Origin of the sequence: Oxobacter pfennigii (assembly GCF_001317355.1) — a bacterium.
GTDB classification, from domain to species: Bacteria; Bacillota; Clostridia; order Clostridiales; family Oxobacteraceae; genus Oxobacter; species Oxobacter pfennigii.
The window spans coordinates 144,947-161,572 of sequence record NZ_LKET01000039.1 but is presented as its reverse complement, the minus strand read 5'-3'; the positions used below and the strand labels follow the sequence as shown (position 1 = coordinate 161,572).

The window sequence follows — 16,626 nt, the reverse complement described above, 5'->3', positions numbered from 1 at the left end:
TTTTTATTATAATGTATGTACACTTGGGGTGTCAAACTATTGAGAGCCGCTGCCGGTACTGCACATTAATATCATTATTTCCATTTAATAAATAAATAACACAAAATTTTATAAGTTGCTAAAAGGCAAAGCGTTATTACTATTATAACCATTTACAATTAATAATCCAACAAGTTATACTTTACACTTATGGAAACAATAGCCTAACCGGCAAAAATTATGTTACACCCGAATAGTACAATATTTTTTATCTGACAAGGTAATTTTTTACCTTTACTATTTCGCCTTTTCTTATATACACCCTGGGAACACGCCTGCTTACCATGCATACTATCTCATAATTAATAGTACCAAGTGCTGCTGCAATATCATCTGCGGAAATTTCAAGGTTTCCGTCGCTGCCCATTATGATTACTTCGTCACCTACATTGACTTCTTTTATATCCGTTACGTCTACCATGCACTGATCCATGCATATCCTCCCTACAATGGGAGCATATTTGCCATTGACTATAACATGAGCTTTGCCAAAAAGAAGCCTTGTAAAACCGTCGGCATAACCTAATGGCAATGTTGCAATTTTGCTCTTTCTCTCTGTTATGAACTTCCTTCCGTAGCTTATGGGCGTACCGGCATCGACTTCCTTGACATGAACTATATTTGCTTTAATTGACATAACAGGCTTTAATTTAAGCCTTTCTTTAAATACCTGGTCTGATGGGTATAGCCCATATTGTATTATACCCGGCCTGACTGCGTCCAGATTGGTATGAGGAAGATCCATTAAAGCAGCGCTGTTTCCGGCGTGCTTCATCGAAACCTCAATTCCTCTTGCTTCAAGCATTCTTAAGAATTCGTTATATCTTTCATATTGATTGTTTGCATACTCCTTATCCTTTTCATCTGCAGTTGCAAAATGAGTATATAATCCCTCAATCTTAAGGTTAGGAAGGCAGCTAATTTCCTTTATTATATCGGCGCTTTCCTCATGAGGCAAAAAGCCTAACCTGCCCATACCGGTGTCCACGGTTATATGGGCTTTTGCAATCTTTCCAAGCTTTACCGCCGCTTCCGATAAAGATTTAGCCAGCTCATAGGAATAGCAGGTCTGGCTTAAGCCGGAATTCACAATAACCTCTGCCATATTATAAGGCGTGTAACCTAATATCAATATGGGGTTTTTAATACCTGCCGCCCGTAGCTCCAGCGCTTCATCCAAAATAGCTACCGCCATCCATTCCACATGGTTTTCAAGGCAGATTTGTGCAAGCTCAATTGCTCCGTGACCGTATCCGTCAGCCTTTATGACGCTTATTAATTCAGTATTTTTTCCTATCAGATTTTTTATAGACTTGATATTATGATCAAAATTGTCAAGGTTTATTTCTGCCCATATCGGCCTGAAATCTTTAAACATAGCTTTCCTCCTTGGTTACTGTGAAGCCTTTGGCTATAAACTTTCGGCAACCATCCTCTTAAATATATCTTCATCCAATTCTTCGTTATATTTAAAATCCCTGTAATAAACCGTAATGGTGGTATTCCCCGATGAATCCAATACTTCCATTTTTACAGGAATCATCTTTTCTTTATCAATATATAATATTTGGTGCTTTCTGTAAGGGTTGGTACCCGGAATTAAAACCTTTATGGTTATGTATTCCGCTTCACCGTCCCTCATTATATCATACACTGCTTCTTCACCCGAAAAAAGGTTTTTGGCAAAATACCCGGGAAACATACCCGATTCTTCAACCTCTTTGAAATTTTCCATAGTATATGTCTGATTTATCTGGGGGTTATATATCCATATACCATATCCATCATATATGGTTATCTTTCCCCGCTTGTCATCCGGGCTGACTGTTTCCAATCGGTATCTGTCAGGGTATTTGAAATGCTGCTTCACTATATAGCTTCCCACTAATTTATTACCTCTTATAATAATTTCGGCTGTCGTGGTATAGCTTTCAAGCCCCGAAAGCATTTTGTGAGCCTTTGAGAAGTCATCCTCTCCCGGTTTTGAACATCCCTGGGCTAATATGATAATCAGTATAATCAATATATATAGCCTGAACTTTTTCAAAAAACATTCTCCCTTCAATGTCTAAAATAATGGGAAGCTTCTAGCTTCAAGCTATATAATATATATTCATATTATTTCTTTGTTATTACCTCGTAAAGCATTATTGATTTTATAGCCGCAGGAATAAATTCAATAATATCTCCTGCTTTCATGCCGTATTCCCCCAATTCCTTTGAGGCTAAATCACCGGCCAATCCATGTATATATACGCCGGCATTTACTGCGCCTATAGGCTTTAATCCCATAGCCGCAAAAGAGGATATGATGCCTGTCAATACATCGCCGGAACCTCCCTTTGCCATTCCGGGGTTGCCGGTAGGATTTATATAAACTTCCCCGGAAGGCTGTGCAATAATTGTATTTGTACCCTTTAACAGGGTAATTACATTGTATATGGAGGAAAATTCCCTTGCACATTCAGTCCGGTTTATCTGGATGTAATCAATGCTTTTTCCAATAAGTCTGGACATTTCTCCCGGATGGGGAGTTATGATAATCTGGCCCTTAGCCTTTCTTAGAATGCTTGTATCTTCAGATAGAATATTAAGTCCGTCGGCATCTATAATTAAGGGTATATCAGAAAATTCGATAAGGGAAAAGAGAAGCTTTTTTAAATCGTCACTTTTTGAAATTCCGGGTCCAATTGAAAGGCTGGATGCCTTTTTTATGATATTCTTTATTTTATCAAGGGAACTTAAAGAAATTGTGCCGTCTTTTTCATCAAGCCCATGTACAATTGCTTCCATTAATACAGGAGCAACTCTTTCCTTAATGGATTGGGGTACGCAAACTTCCACAATTCCCGCACCGCTTTTAAGGGCGGCAAGTCCTGACATGGCGGGAGCCCCCATCATATTTTCAGAGCCTCCTATTATAACAGCCCTTCCGTAGCTTCCCTTATTGGTATCCTTCCGCCTTACAGGCAGCAGGCCTTTTATATATTCGGGAGTCAGAAGGTTTACGGATATATTCTGCTTTTCAATTGCTTCACATGGAATTGATATATCCTCCACCGCAATTTCTCCCGTGAAGGCTGCTCCAGGATATGTATATAGACCGATTTTTGGAATTACAAAGGTCACAGTTTTATCTGCCCTGACTGCTGTGCCTAATATTTTTCCAGTATCGGCATCAATCCCCGAGGGAATATCAACAGATATAACATACGCCTGTGATCCATTGATTAAATCAATTGATTTCTTATATAATCCCGTAACCTCCCCCCTGGTTCCTGTACCTAAAATAGCATCTATTATAATATCACAGCTTTTTAAATTATCGTAAAGCTCTGCAAGATTTTGAGCATCTATAGAAGTAACCTTAAGCCCTATATTATTTAATATTTTGTAATTTATAAGAGCATCTCCTTTGATGTCTTTATCATTCCCTATAAGATAAACATCAATCTTTATACCGGAAACATAAAGCAGCCTGGCAACAGCAAAGCCGTCGCCGCCGTTGTTTCCTTTTCCGCAGATAAGGGTAATTCTTTTGCCTTTAAGCCTAAAAATGGCCCCTAATACATGCTTTGCCACCTTTATAGCGGCATTTTCCATCAGCACTATGCCGGGGATTCCAAAATTCTGTATGGCATAATTGTCAATTGCCTTCATTTCCTTGGAATCAGCTATCTTCATACTATACTCCTCCCTCAGCCACAGCTTGGGCGACGGCATAATCCCTGCAGTGGGAAATGGATATATGGATTGTATCTATACCTCTGCTTTTAGCTATATTCAATGCATTATTGCAGAGGACAACAAAAGGCTTTCCCAATTCATCTCTCATAATCTCAATATCCTTCCAGCCCATTTCCCGCAAACCCGTGCCTAAGGCTTTTAAAACCGCTTCCTTAGCGGCAAAGTTGCCGGCTATGTTCATTGGGCTTAATTTCTTCTCCCTGAAATATTCAATTTCTGCCATTGTAAATACCTTGATTAAAAATGTGCTGTTTTTATCTGCAGCATTTTTTATTCTCTCTATTTCAATTATATCAATACCCGTTCCTTTAATGGACATAAGTAAAAACCCCTTGTAACTTTATATTCTATATGTAATTATTAACAATCTTTACAGTATAGTATATATCAAAGCCGGTAAAGAATAAAATATTTATCCCCAAATTAAAAAAAGTTGCTGCGCAACTTACCGAAAAAGGACCTATGTGACCCTTCGAAGCACCCCCACTTGACGGCAAGGACGTCCCGTCCTATGCAATCCTCTTTTTTATATAATAGGAAAGAAAACTTTCTTATTATATAAAAAAGCTTCCTGATGGAAGCGTTTTTTCGACACTGCTTTTTACCGGCTGATTCTTTTTAGTTTCCATATCTTCTAATTTTTGATACACACCCATGGATAAAAGAGATATGAGTATCAAAATAGTCATTATCAGGAAGAATTTTCTCATATAATCACCTCAAGAATTTATTATAAGGCGCAATAAACTTTTAAGATGTAATGTGTTCCCACCGCTTAATCCGCAAATTGATGAATAATACAATATATTTGCCGCCTTATATATATAGACGCACAAATGCTCTTAAAGTTTCAGCTTTTATAAATTTTTTATAAGTTTTTTTATGCAACTCCATTTCAGAAAAATGAAAAAACCGGGCCTTAAATTAGATAGCTTCTAACCGTCAACCCAGGTTTAAAAATGCATTTTAATACTTTATAATATTCAAATTCTCATTGTACTGCCATGGCGCTTAACTGCTCATCAAAATCCTTAATCCATTCGTCAGCATATATTCCTGCTATATCAATAAGATGCAGAGGAGAGACTGTGTTATCATACAATTTTTTAAGCAGCTGCACGGCTTTATATCTGTATGTAGTTAAAAACTCTATGCTGTCTTTTTCAATACAGCCTGCACCGTCACCAGTCAGTTCTTCACGTACAATTTCAATACCAAAACAGGGTAAATCAATCTTTTTACTTCCAAATTCGATTTCCTTATGAGTTTCTATAAGTATATATCTGTATATAGCTTGTCTCTTTCTTAAAAAACCTTCGATTGTCTGTGAAGATGAATATAACTCTATATGTCTAGAATCCATTCATATCCCTCCCGTTGAAATTTATTTATATTTTAACATTAAATTTTTGTTAACTTTGTAGTTTCATGAGGTATAGTCAATAGCAATTATATCAACGTATCGACAATAAACATTAAATCAATTTCCTTAATTTAGCATATATGTTAATATTGAGGCCAATAGATACAGTAATTTCCATATCAATATCAGTTTTTTAATGTCTTTTGTCGTAAATATAAATAATTTGATGCAAATTTTATTTCAATTAAAATTATGTGTCTATTTTTGCTTGGATTGAGATGAATATCCAATTGCTTTTTATTATAAAAAAACTGTCAAAAAAGATAACAACTCAGCGTCACAAATCATAATAATATATTAAAGAATATTTTGAAGCAATTTATGGTATTCAATATTCCAAAAGGAGGGATAATCCATGTCTGAGAAAAACAAATCCGAGAAAAATAACCTTCTTGAGAATACCAGCATCAGCAACTCACCTTCCAGCACAGGCTCAAAAGAAGGCACCGGAACAATTGCCGGTTATATGTATTCTCATGCCGAAGGTTATAATACCATAGCAAGCGGGAAGGCCTCCCATTCCGAAGGATATTCGACACGTGCCATCGGTATGGGATCTCACGCTGAAGGATCCGCATCCAAAGCTATAGGACCTAATTCTCACGCTGAAGGCCTTACAGCTACTTCTTCAGGTAATGCTGCCCATTCCCAAGGTATCCATACCTCAGCGGCAGGATGCGCATCCCATGCTGAAGGAAGTTTCACCAAGGCAAATGGCGCAAACTCACATGCGGAGGGCTGTAATACAACTGCCAACGGTGATTTATCATATGCAAGCGGGCTTTACACCGATACATCGGATTTTCAGGGAGCATATATTATAGGTAAATTCGGAAAAGCTACTCACCAGTACTCCTGGCATCTGGCAAACGGAAGCAGTCCCAGCGACACAAATCTTGCTGCAAGAATAGAGGGCAGCGGTACAGGTGTTGTGGACATGGGATGGCTGACGGGTAATTTTGGCTATGCCGAAATGTTTGAATCCTCAGATAGCAGCCCCATAGACTGCGGCTATTTTGTAACATTGCAGGGAAGTAAAATAAGGAAGGCAAATACTTCAGATTCCTTCATACTGGGCGTAACCAGCGCCAATCCGGCAATTATTGCCAATGCCGGTGAACTCAGGTGGAAGAACAAATACTTAACCGATGAGTGGGGCAGGATCCTTTATGAAACGGCAACCATAGCAAACGTAACAGATGAGGCAGGAAATATAATTCTTCCGGAGCACAGGGAAAGGCGCCCTATATTAAATCCAAAGTGGGAAAAGAACAGAGAATATACATCCAGGCTTCAAAGACCTGAATGGACTCCCGTCACATTAAAGGGCAGGGTTTTGGTACGGGATAACGGACAGTGTGCCCCCAATGAATATTGCCGGCCCAATGATGACGGCATTGCCGTGCCCAGCCCTAATGGGTGCAGGGTTATGGAAAGAACGGGCTCCAATCAGATTATGATTTTCATTGAATAAAGTCTATGGTGGTTTAGTTTTTAGCTAAGCCGCCATAAATACATAAGAGAATCTGCAAAACGCAGCATCTCATGTATCAACCCATTGCAAAGATATTAAAGGAGTGAATACAATGGCTGACCTTCGCCGACAATATTCAACGGTTACAAACGAGAACATCAGCTTTTGTCCTTCCCAGTACGGGATTTCAGCCATACTTCCAAAATTTCAGACCCTGTCAGACGGAAGTGCGGCCAACAACCCCTGCTTTGATCCGGATTCAGGTTTCTCTACCTGGACCTATAAATTTTTTATAGATTATTATAATGGAGAGTCTGCCGGTACCATAAGCAGTTTTCTTCTGCCCATATGCAAGGACATAAGAGACATAAATATAACGGCAGAAGAAAGAATAGACGGATGGGGGCAATTTAATAATGTTGACTTTACATTAAGTACTGCCGATGATGACTTTGGCCATGCGCCTACGGGTTTTCAATGGCTGCGAATAGATAATACTCCTCAAAGATATAAAAGGGGAGTAAGCGTGGAGTACAGAATAGGTATACTTGGCAATTACCCTGCTGCATCACAGCCTCTAAGGGTAATGACAGGAGAAAACTCCATAGTATTTGGCAATCTGACAGAAACAGCATTTTTGGTCCCGGGCTATGCGGAGCCGGGAAAGCTTGAAGTCAACAAGTTGTGCTCTTTGATAATTTCAAACAATCTCGCCACCTTGCACTATGAGGTTACGGTAAAAAATATAGGCGGACAGACGCTAAATAACGTAAAATACAATGATGTAATATCTTTTAACTCGGATGATCTGTCCTTAGGTACCCCTGTGGTAGTTCCCTCACCTCCGCTTTCAGCCATAGCCGGCCCCGGAGGCGTGATAAATATCTCAGGGATAATAACATCCATCAATCCCGATGGTGCCATATTCTCCGCTGCTTATGATATTCCCGTATCATCAATTAAATTACCAGGGAAGCTTGCCATATCGGATATTGTAACTGCCTCTGCAAAGGATACCTCTGATTCAAAAAGCAATGTAATCCATATAGAGGCTGTAAAGGTTGCCGGCAGCAGATCCTATGACAATATAATTAATGGAAATGAAATCACTTTCACCATAGGCATATCCAGCGTAGGAGCATCTCCCGAAACCTTTGTATCGATATCTGACCGCTTAATCATACCTCAGGGAGTTACGGTTCAATTTACCGACTTCGGCGGATGGAAGGCAGTTTTCCAGGACGGCCGGCCGGTAGCTGTAAATACTGATGTTACAAATGCCGTAATCAACATTTCGGGAACCAATATAAAGCTGCCTTCAGGGGGCGGAGTGCAAAAATTAATAAGGCTTTTAATAATGTCCACCTCTGCCTTTAAGTCCAGCGTCACCATTACAAACAGCATACAGCAGGTTACGGGCTTAAACTCAAGCCAGGTATTTATGCCGCCTGAGGGAATACCTTCTTCATCCTCAATTGACATAATAGGGGTAGCTACAGTCAACAATCCCATGTTAAAGTAATACTGTATCTTAAAGAGATAAAAAACCTGGTCACGATATATCGTAACCAGGTCAAGGCAAAAAGCTGACCGTGACAATTAAGACAAGATACCATCGGATGAGAAGATCCAGATAGTTGAAATGTATCTGAAAAGCTGGCACCGATAATATAGTGGGCAAGTCGGAGACAAAGTCCCTGAGATAAAAAAATAAACCGTGTAGAATCCTTGATTTTACACGGTTTTGCATATGATTGAAACTCTAAATGGCAAGCTGTAAATTTGACTTATGTGACAACTCTATGTTAGCATAAAGTTGTCAGTTTTATCGCTAAAGGGGGAATTTAAAATGAAAAACAAGCGAATAGTAACACTGATACTGGCTATAGTATTCTGTCTGCCTGTATTTTTAGCAGGCTGCAACAGCAAGACTGATACTGTTACTATAACAGCCACTGACAATGGCTGGGATAGCCAGAAACTGCACAATTCAATCGCCAAATTCATAGTTGAGAATGGATATGATAATTATGAATTTCAGCTTTCTACAGGTTCATCCACAATGAACTGGCAGGCAATAATTGCAGGAGATGTGGATCTGGATATCGAAAGTTGGACAGACAATGTAGCAACATATCCTGATGATGTAAAAAATGGCGATATAGTAGATGTAGGTATTCTTGTGCCTGATAGCGCACAAGGATTATATGTACCGCGTTATGTCATTGAAGGAGATGCAGAGCGCGGAATTGAAGCTGTTGCACCCGACCTTAAAACCGTCGAAGATCTCAAAAAATATGCGGATGTCTTCCCAGATGATGAAGATCCAAAAAAAGGAAGAATTTACGGCTCAATTCCAGGCTGGATGGCAGATGAAATACTTTATAAAAAGTATGAATATTACGGCCTTAATGAAGGTTATAACTATGTAAGGCTTGGAAGTGAGGCAACTCTTTTCGCATCTTTGAACAGTGCATATAATCTGGGAAACCCCTGGGTAGGATATTGCTATGAACCCACCTGGATAAGCGGCAAGCTAGATTTAGTGCTTCTTGAAGATGCACCATATGATGCTGGCCTTTTCACAGAAGGTAAGAGCAGCTTTCCGTCACAAGCCCTTAAAATTGTAAGCAGCAATAAATTTGCTGAAAAAGCTCCTGACCTTTTAGAATTTTTTAAAAAATATAAAACAGGCAGTGAGCTTATAAGTAAAGCGCTGGCCCATTTGGATGAGACAGGGGAGACCCATGACGAGACAGCAAAATGGTTCTTAAAAGAATATGACTATCTATTAGATGAGTGGCTGCCTAAAGAAAATGCTGACAGGGTAAGAGAAGCTTTGAAGTGATAGGAGCCTTAAAAAGGAGGAAGCTATAATTGACAAAATATCTTTTACATTTTCCTGAAAAGTGGCAGTTTAACGCAGGTACAATTATTGATGATATTATAAAGGCTTTTAGCAGAGAACACAGAGATGTGTTCTCTGCTATTAGAACTGCAATTGTAGGTTCAATTAATGGGATTAACTGGCTGCTCTCGATTATTCCGTGGTGGTTGCTGATTCTGGCAGTGGCTTTGCTGGGAATCAAGGTAAGCGGGAAAAAGCGTACCGGCTTACTCTATGCTGTTATGCTATTTTTCGTAGGAAGCTGCGGGCTTTGGGAACAAATGCTGGAAACTTTGAGTATAGTAATCGCATCAGTTATACTTTCAGTTATAATGGGATTTCCGCTGGGAATTTTGGTTGCCATGAATAAAAGGGCAGAAGGCATTATACGTCCTGTTTTGGATTTGATGCAGACAATGCCTACTTTTGTTTATCTTGTACCTGCTGTGATATTATTCAGCACAGGGAAAACCCCTGCATTGATAGCAACCACCATCTATGCCATTGTACCAATGATACGAATGACCAGTCACGGAATTACTCATGTAGATTTTGAAGTGGTGGAAGCTTCCAGAGCATTTGGTTCTACTACTATGCAATCTCTTGTAAAGGTCCAGATACCGCAAGCACTGCCAACTATTATGACAGGCATCAACCAAACCATTATGATGGCTATGTCAATGGTGGTAACCTGTGCACTCATTGGTGCAAATGGACTTGGTATGGAAATTCTGCTGGCAACAAACCGTACAGAAATGGGCAAAGCTTTAATGCCGGGTATATCCATAGTAGCCGTGGCAATTATAATCGACCGCCTTACCCAGGGACTCATAACTAAAAAGGAGGCGGAATAGAGATGAAGGACGACAGTATAATAAGTGTAGAAAATGTTACAAAGCTATATGGTATGAATAAAACTGAGGCTATAAAGCTTATTAAAGAAGGAAAAGATAAGGAAACTATCCATAAGAAGACCGGCGTCACCGTAGCACTCTGGGACGTATCCTTCGAGGTAAAAAAAGGTGAAATATTTGTTATAATCGGTTTATCGGGTTCAGGAAAATCGACTATAGTACGATGTATTAACAGGCTCAACAGGCCTACTTCCGGAAAAATATTTTTTGAAGGAAGCAATATAGAGGATTTTAATAAAAAGGAACTTCTGCAATATCGCCGTAACAAAATTTCCATGGTATTTCAAAATTTTGGTTTAATGTCTCATAGAACTGTTTTGGAAAATGTGGCTTACGGCCTTGAAGTTAAAAATATACCGAAGGAAGTCAGGGAAAGAAAAGCCATGGAAATGGTTTCACTCGTGGGATTAGATGGTTGGGAGAACCAATCTATAGCCAGCCTTTCGGGAGGCATGAAGCAAAGAGTGGGAATTGCCAGAGCTCTTTCTAATGATCCCGACATATTGTTAATGGATGAGCCCTTTTCTGCTTTGGATCCACTTGTAAGAAAGGATATGCAGTTTGAGCTTCTCTCTATCCAAAGAAAGCTGGAGAAAACAGTAATATTTATTACACATGATATAAACGAAGCATTCAAACTGGGGGATACAGTAGCCATAATGAGAGACGGAAAAATCATTCAAATTGATACTCCTCAGAATATGTCTTCAGCTCCTGCCGATGATTATGTCAGACAGTTTATTGACAGTGCTGATAAAACCAGGGTATTGAGTGCCAAGCATGTAATGGTTACCCCAACTTGCATTGTAAGGCCTAAAGATGCTCCCAATCAGGCTATACGCCAGATGAGAGATAATAGTGTATCCACGGCATATGTGGTTGATGGTAAAATGCAGTTATTAGGTGTGATAACTATTGATAATGCTATTAAAGCACGAGATGAAGGCTATTCCATGGAATCATACATTACTTCAGATGTATATACAACACAAGAAGACACCCTTATAAGCGATATATTATCATTGACAGCAAAATCTAAGTATCCTATAGCCGTGTTGGATAATAACCGCGAATTAAAAGGAATTATAAGTAAAGCAGCAGTTTTATCGTCACTTTAAGGAAAATAAATTTAATTAGACTATAATTTTGTACTAAATATATAAAAAAATCCCTCCAGGTTAATGTTTAAATAAATATTAATCCGGAGGGATTTTATATATCAATTATAAAAATGCTCTACACTTTGATACTTTGTTTTACCCCTTTATTCTTGCTGCGCCTGAATCGATGGCAGCCTTTGCAACGGCTGCCGCTACATTTTCGCTGACCTTTTTATCAAAGGCTAAAGGAATTATGAATTCCTCGCATAAATCCTCGGGATTTACCGTTTGCGCTATGGCATAAGCCGCGGCAATTTTCATTTCATCATTTATATCCCTTGCTCTGACATCCAAGGCTCCTCTGAATATTCCTGGAAAGGCCAGCACATTGTTTATCTGATTTGGAAAGTCTGATCGGCCTGTTCCCACTATCCTTGCACCGGCAGCCTTTGCATCATCGGGAAAAATTTCAGGAACGGGATTTGCCATTGCAAATACAAAGGCATCCTTATGCATGGATTTTACCATTTCAGCAGTAACGGAACCGGGAGCCGATACGCCAACAAATACATTGGCACCTGCCATTACATCCTTAAGGCTTCCTTTTTTCCCTTCCTTGTTTGTAATCTGTGCAATCAATTCCTTGGAAGGATTCATATTATCCCTTCCCTTATATATTGCACCCTTTGTATCACAAAGGATGCAATCTTTAACCCCTGCCTTAATAAGAAGCCTGGTTATGGCATTTCCTGCGGCACCGGCACCGTTTATAATGACAGTCAAATCACTTAAGCTTTGTTTTGTAATCTTCACTGCATTCATAAGGGCGGCCAAGACTACTACAGCAGTACCATGCTGATCGTCATGGAAAACCGGTATATCAAGCTCTGCCTTTAATCTGTCCTCTATTTCAAAGCATCGGGGGGCGGATATATCCTCTAAGTTAATTCCTCCTAGGGATGGTGATATGAGCTTTACCGTCCTTACTATATCCTCCACATCCTTGCTTCCTATGCATATGGGAATGGCGTCCACATCTCCAAAAGCCTTGAATAATACGGCTTTTCCCTCCATTACAGGAAGTCCGGCTTCAGGCCCTATATCTCCAAGGCCTAATACTGCGCTGCCGTCTGTCACAACGGCTATCACGTTGCCCTTAGCAGTATATTTATAAACATTTTCAACATCTTCGTGTATTTTCTTGCAAGGCTCTGCCACACCGGGAGTGTAGGCAAGACTCAAATCATCCTTATTGCCTACCTTTACCTTGCTCCTTATTTCATATTTTCCCTTCGTCTGCTCATGGAGCTTCAAGGATTCCTCGTATACATTCATTGCTTTTAAAATCCTCTCTCTTAATGTTAGGGGATACCCCTACTATAAATATATGCTTTTGATTATAGTTGCCACGGCAAACAATGTCAATTGTTTTGACCTAATTATCGTCTATCATGAAAATTTTAATATTCATAAGCTTTAAACATTATTCCCAACATTTTAGTTAGTTAAATTGTTAAAATCTATTTAACAAAAACTTTGCAGGAATTAAATTGCTTCGTACAGAATAATTAAAAGTATAGTTTCTTTATTTTAAAATTTCATTTCTTTTGCCAGGGGGTGTAGCCCTTCAGTTTCCCCGGCAGTACAATATTGCTGCTGAATAAATTCAAATGCCAATACCATTTGAATTTATCATAATCATATCCACTTATAAAGGAGAGGACTGTATGATTAAAAACTTTATTATCGATACCAATGTAATGATCCATGATCCCAATTTTCTGCAGAACTTCGAAGACAACAATATAATTATTCCGATTATCTGTATTGAAGAACTTGATAATCTTAAGAAAAAGGGAGATTTAGTTGGTTATCATGCCAGAAGCGCAGCCCGTGAAATCAATAAATTAAGGGAACTAGGCAGCCTTCATGAAGGCGTAAAGCTTGAAAACGGAGGCTCACTGCGAATAGAAATAAATCATATGAATACATCCATACTTCCAGACGGAATGGATGTATCAAAAAATGACTCCAAGATACTGGCTATTACTAAAAACCTTCAGAATGAGTACAGAAACATGCCCACCGTTCTTGTCACAAAGGATCTATATATGTCCATAAAAGGAGATGCCCTCGGCATTGAAGTTCAGGACTACAAAAATGACAAAGTCATTACAGAAGAATTATACAAAGGATATACCGAAATCCTTCTTCCCTCTTCAGACATCGATGAGATTTACAAAGAAGGCCTTGCCCTGCCTAAAGAGCTGGATGAACCTATCTATCCCAATGAATTTCTACACATCAAAAGCAGTACGGGTATGAAACATGAAATACTGGCCAGATATGACGGTAAAAAAATTGTGCCATTGAAGTATTTAAACGATACTGCCTGGGGGCTGTCACCTATTAACAGGGAACAGAAAATGGCCTTTGAATTGCTGATGGATCCGAGTTTGGATTTTGTATCCATAACCGGTGGTGCAGGCTCTGGCAAAACCATATTGTCAACAGCTGTAGCCCTTCAAAAAGTCATAGAGATGGGAGTATACAGAAAAATTGTTTTTGTACGCCCTGTTGTAGCTGCCGGAAATGATATAGGCTTTCTCCCCGGAACTGAGGACGAGAAGCTGCGTCCATGGATGGGAAGCTTTTATGATGCAATAGAAAATCTCATGAATAATAAGTATACAAGAAAGGAAAAAGAAAAGCAGCCAAGACTGCGTCACAATCACAACGATGACCATCACAGTATGGAATTTTATGTGGATGATTTCATAGATATGTATAAACAGCAGGGTGCCATTGAGACCAAGACCTTTACCTATATGAGGGGAAGGACATTGTCCGATGCCATGGTTATAGTAGATGAAGCTCAGGAAATAACGCCTCATCTTGCCAAGCTCATGCTGACTCGTGCCGGTTTTGGATCAAAATTCGTATTTTTAGGAGACCCCAGTGACAATCAGATAGACAACGTTTTGGTAGATGCCAAGTCCAACGGTCTTGTATATACTGTGGAGAAAATGAAACCCTTTAATATAACCGGCCATGTGGCATTAAAGCGTGTAGAGCGAAGCCCCCTTGCCGAAATCGCCGAAAAATTTATGTAAAAGTTAGGGCTGCTTTACGAACAATGCAATAGACCCTTTTTCTTACAATACCTAGCAAAAGTTTGGGGATACTTCTTTAGAAGTGTCCCCTTTCCACTTACCTGAAAGCAAAGCTTTCAGGATTTTGATTATTATTTATATACCAGCATTGTATTTGTGCTGGCCCAGGAAGGATATTGACTGGGCCCTTCTATAAAGTCAAAGGTTATTCCGTCATTCGGCACATCATAAAGTATGCTTACAGCATCCTTTTTGGCTATGGGAAAACTTATAAAGGTAGTGCCGTTAATCTTTTTAGTTGATGCAGGAAGCACATTCTCAAGAGAATAGGAAGCAAAGAGCTCGGGAGGGTTTTTAAAGCCCTGCCTGCAGTATGCTACATAATCATTAAGGGAGTCTGCCTCATGAATATTTCCTGCTATATAATCGCTGGCATGATAATCTTCAAGATTTCCGCTCTCTACTGCAGAATATCTGAAATCATTTCTGTAATGGGTAAGTGTGAATATATAATATTTTCCGTTATGCTTTACATAGTTTTGGGCATATCCCGTACCGTCTTCCTGGAAGTATTGCAACACGCCTACTTCTTCATAATCACCGCTTAAAAGATACACACCTAAATTAGCCATGCTTCCATAGCCGCCCTTGTTTGCTACCAAGGTATTGAACCCGGGCTTGTAATGCTCCCACATGTTGCCTTTATCATCTATATATGCAACATCATATGCCCCTTTAAAATCGGCATATCTTATATACTGTATAACATCATAAAGAGTGTTCAAATTAGTCTTTAATATGTCCGGATCCTCAATCAGATAAGACAGCTGTTCCTTTGTAAACTGAGGCTTGCCTAATACATTTGCCGGAACCCAATTCACATTTTTATGCACCTTTACTTTAAAATCAGCATTATATCTTAAGCTGAAGTCGTTATATTTATCGCTGGAAACCACATTCACAAGTTCATTTAATGTGGAAGTCGCCACTGCTCCTTCTCCGCCTAACACCTTGATCCTGTCTATGGATTGCATTTTCAATGCCACGTAATTTTTCGTTACTACTCCGGGCTCCTTATCTACGAGAATAATAGGCGATGATGATACCGGCGCTATCGCCGAACCTGCAAGGGCATCGGGAAAATTGTTTCCGGTAGCTATATATGTAACACTGAAATTAAGAATATTTGAAAATTCCTTAAGTATTTCCACATTGGTCTCGTACCTGTCCTGTCCGAAAATCCTCTTGGGATTTGGTACCTGAAAGGCCACTTCACTGCTGATTTTATCCGGTCCGCCGATTATATAAGTATTTTTGACCCCGGTATTTCTGATATATTCCACAACGCTTTTAGGCAATACATCGCCTGATGTCAGTATTACCGGCATACCTTTTTTGGCAGCAATGGGGGCGATGGACAATACATCTGCAAAACTGCTTTCAGAAGCAATGACTATTTCACTTGAATCACCCAGAGTTTTTGCAATCTCCAGCTGAGTTTCGTATTTATTACTTCCTGAAATCCTGGTGCAGGATATACCAAGAGCAGTCACAGCATCCTTGACATTTTCCCAAATGGCTTCTCTATCTCCGATTATGTATACCTTTTTAACTCCCAATCTTTTCAACTCATAGCTTACCCTTGAATCCAGGGAATTTTTGGCGTTCAATAATATGGGGGCATTAAGCTTGTGTGCTAACGGCGCTGCACAAAGTGCGTCGGCGTAATCTTCACCAGTGGCTATAATGGCATATTCCGTTGAGTCTGCCTTCCAGCCATATTTTGAAACCTCAATTGCCGTGCTGTAACGGTCTTCTCCCGCCAGGCGGTCTATCTGTGTCCATGCATATGCCTTGACAGATGTAAAGAGTATACATGCACAGGCAATTATCATGATGCTTAATATGGATCTTGCTTTACTCATAATA

At 39.5% G+C, this 16,626-nt stretch carries 14 protein-coding genes; 6 read left to right on the top strand and 8 right to left on the bottom strand.

The features are described 5' to 3' along the window. Positions 1 to 247 precede the first annotated feature (247 nt). The 6 genes from alr to OXPF_RS14025 form a co-directional block, all read right to left on the bottom strand. Positions 248 to 1,417: an alanine racemase gene (alr, locus tag OXPF_RS14045; RefSeq protein WP_054875853.1), complete on the bottom strand. Its 1,170-nt coding sequence runs from the start codon at positions 1,415 to 1,417 to the stop codon at positions 248 to 250. Between the two features lie 33 nt (positions 1,418 to 1,450). Then, entirely contained in the window at positions 1,451 to 2,086 is a 636-nt protein-coding gene (locus tag OXPF_RS14040) for a LolA family protein (protein ID WP_054875852.1), read from the bottom strand. 71 nt (positions 2,087 to 2,157) lie between these two features. Beyond that, complete coding sequence (locus OXPF_RS14035) at positions 2,158 to 3,723, bottom strand: bifunctional ADP-dependent NAD(P)H-hydrate dehydratase/NAD(P)H-hydrate epimerase (RefSeq protein WP_054875851.1); 1,566 nt, start codon at positions 3,721 to 3,723, stop codon at positions 2,158 to 2,160. Position 3,724: 1 nt separating this feature from the next. Continuing rightward, the gene (gene acpS / locus OXPF_RS14030) at positions 3,725 to 4,105 is read right to left on the bottom strand and encodes a holo-ACP synthase (protein ID WP_054875850.1); all 381 of its coding nucleotides are present in this window, start codon (positions 4,103 to 4,105) and stop codon (positions 3,725 to 3,727) included. A 235-nt stretch (positions 4,106 to 4,340) separates the two neighbouring features. Further along, positions 4,341 to 4,496, bottom strand: coding sequence for a hypothetical protein (locus OXPF_RS22555; protein WP_160317225.1), 156 nt, complete (start codon positions 4,494 to 4,496; stop codon positions 4,341 to 4,343). Between the two features lie 281 nt (positions 4,497 to 4,777). Further along, entirely contained in the window at positions 4,778 to 5,149 is a 372-nt protein-coding gene (locus OXPF_RS14025; RefSeq protein WP_054875849.1) for a DUF6514 family protein, read from the bottom strand. A 415-nt stretch (positions 5,150 to 5,564) separates the two neighbouring features. Between OXPF_RS14025 and OXPF_RS14020 the strand changes: the two genes are divergently transcribed. The 5 genes from OXPF_RS14020 (at position 5,565) to OXPF_RS14000 (ending at position 11,602) form a co-directional block, all read left to right on the top strand. Further along, a complete protein-coding gene (locus tag OXPF_RS14020) occupies positions 5,565 to 6,683 on the top strand; it encodes a peptidase G2 autoproteolytic cleavage domain-containing protein (protein ID WP_054875848.1) in 1,119 nt (372 codons plus the stop codon). A gap of 112 nt (positions 6,684 to 6,795) precedes the next feature. Next, positions 6,796 to 8,205, top strand: a complete 1,410-nt coding sequence (locus tag OXPF_RS14015; protein WP_054875847.1) for a hypothetical protein — start codon at positions 6,796 to 6,798, stop codon at positions 8,203 to 8,205. Between the two features lie 327 nt (positions 8,206 to 8,532). Then, the gene (locus OXPF_RS23155; protein ID WP_054875846.1) at positions 8,533 to 9,531 is read left to right on the top strand and encodes a glycine betaine ABC transporter substrate-binding protein; all 999 of its coding nucleotides are present in this window, start codon (positions 8,533 to 8,535) and stop codon (positions 9,529 to 9,531) included. Positions 9,532 to 9,560: 29 nt separating this feature from the next. Further along, entirely contained in the window at positions 9,561 to 10,424 is an 864-nt protein-coding gene (locus tag OXPF_RS23150) for an ABC transporter permease (protein ID WP_054875845.1), read from the top strand. Positions 10,425 to 10,426: 2 nt separating this feature from the next. Then, positions 10,427 to 11,602, top strand: a complete 1,176-nt coding sequence (locus tag OXPF_RS14000) for a quaternary amine ABC transporter ATP-binding protein (protein WP_054875844.1) — start codon at positions 10,427 to 10,429, stop codon at positions 11,600 to 11,602. A gap of 138 nt (positions 11,603 to 11,740) precedes the next feature. On the opposite strand, the gene OXPF_RS13995 is transcribed toward OXPF_RS14000, so the two are convergent. Beyond that, positions 11,741 to 12,919: an NAD(P)-dependent malic enzyme gene (locus OXPF_RS13995; RefSeq protein ID WP_054875843.1), complete on the bottom strand. Its 1,179-nt coding sequence runs from the start codon at positions 12,917 to 12,919 to the stop codon at positions 11,741 to 11,743. Between the two features lie 392 nt (positions 12,920 to 13,311). On the opposite strand from OXPF_RS13995, the gene OXPF_RS13990 reads away from it, so the two are divergent. Then, on the top strand, positions 13,312 to 14,697 hold the full coding sequence (locus OXPF_RS13990) for a PhoH family protein (RefSeq protein ID WP_054875842.1): 1,386 nt from the start codon (positions 13,312 to 13,314) through the stop codon (positions 14,695 to 14,697). Positions 14,698 to 14,828: 131 nt separating this feature from the next. On the opposite strand, the gene OXPF_RS13985 is transcribed toward OXPF_RS13990, so the two are convergent. After that, positions 14,829 to 16,622: a cell wall-binding repeat-containing protein gene (locus OXPF_RS13985; RefSeq protein WP_054875841.1), complete on the bottom strand. Its 1,794-nt coding sequence runs from the start codon at positions 16,620 to 16,622 to the stop codon at positions 14,829 to 14,831. Positions 16,623 to 16,626: the final 4 nt, after the last annotated feature.

Coding starts and splice junctions, on each gene's coding strand:
- OXPF_RS14015 (WP_054875847.1), top strand. CDS start 6,796: ATGGCTGACCTTCGCCGACAATATTCAACGGTTACAAACGAGAACATC.
- OXPF_RS14035 (WP_054875851.1), bottom strand. CDS start 3,723: ATGAAGATAGCTGATTCCAAGGAAATGAAGGCAATTGACAATTATGCC.
- OXPF_RS13990 (WP_054875842.1), top strand. CDS start 13,312: ATGATTAAAAACTTTATTATCGATACCAATGTAATGATCCATGATCCC.
- OXPF_RS23155 (WP_054875846.1), top strand. CDS start 8,533: ATGAAAAACAAGCGAATAGTAACACTGATACTGGCTATAGTATTCTGT.
- acpS (WP_054875850.1), bottom strand. CDS start 4,105: ATGTCCATTAAAGGAACGGGTATTGATATAATTGAAATAGAGAGAATA.
- OXPF_RS14025 (WP_054875849.1), bottom strand. CDS start 5,149: ATGGATTCTAGACATATAGAGTTATATTCATCTTCACAGACAATCGAA.
- OXPF_RS13985 (WP_054875841.1), bottom strand. CDS start 16,622: ATGAGTAAAGCAAGATCCATATTAAGCATCATGATAATTGCCTGTGCA.
- OXPF_RS14000 (WP_054875844.1), top strand. CDS start 10,427: ATGAAGGACGACAGTATAATAAGTGTAGAAAATGTTACAAAGCTATAT.
- OXPF_RS13995 (WP_054875843.1), bottom strand. CDS start 12,919: ATGAATGTATACGAGGAATCCTTGAAGCTCCATGAGCAGACGAAGGGA.
- OXPF_RS22555 (WP_160317225.1), bottom strand. CDS start 4,496: ATGAGAAAATTCTTCCTGATAATGACTATTTTGATACTCATATCTCTT.
- OXPF_RS14020 (WP_054875848.1), top strand. CDS start 5,565: ATGTCTGAGAAAAACAAATCCGAGAAAAATAACCTTCTTGAGAATACC.
- alr (WP_054875853.1), bottom strand. CDS start 1,417: ATGTTTAAAGATTTCAGGCCGATATGGGCAGAAATAAACCTTGACAAT.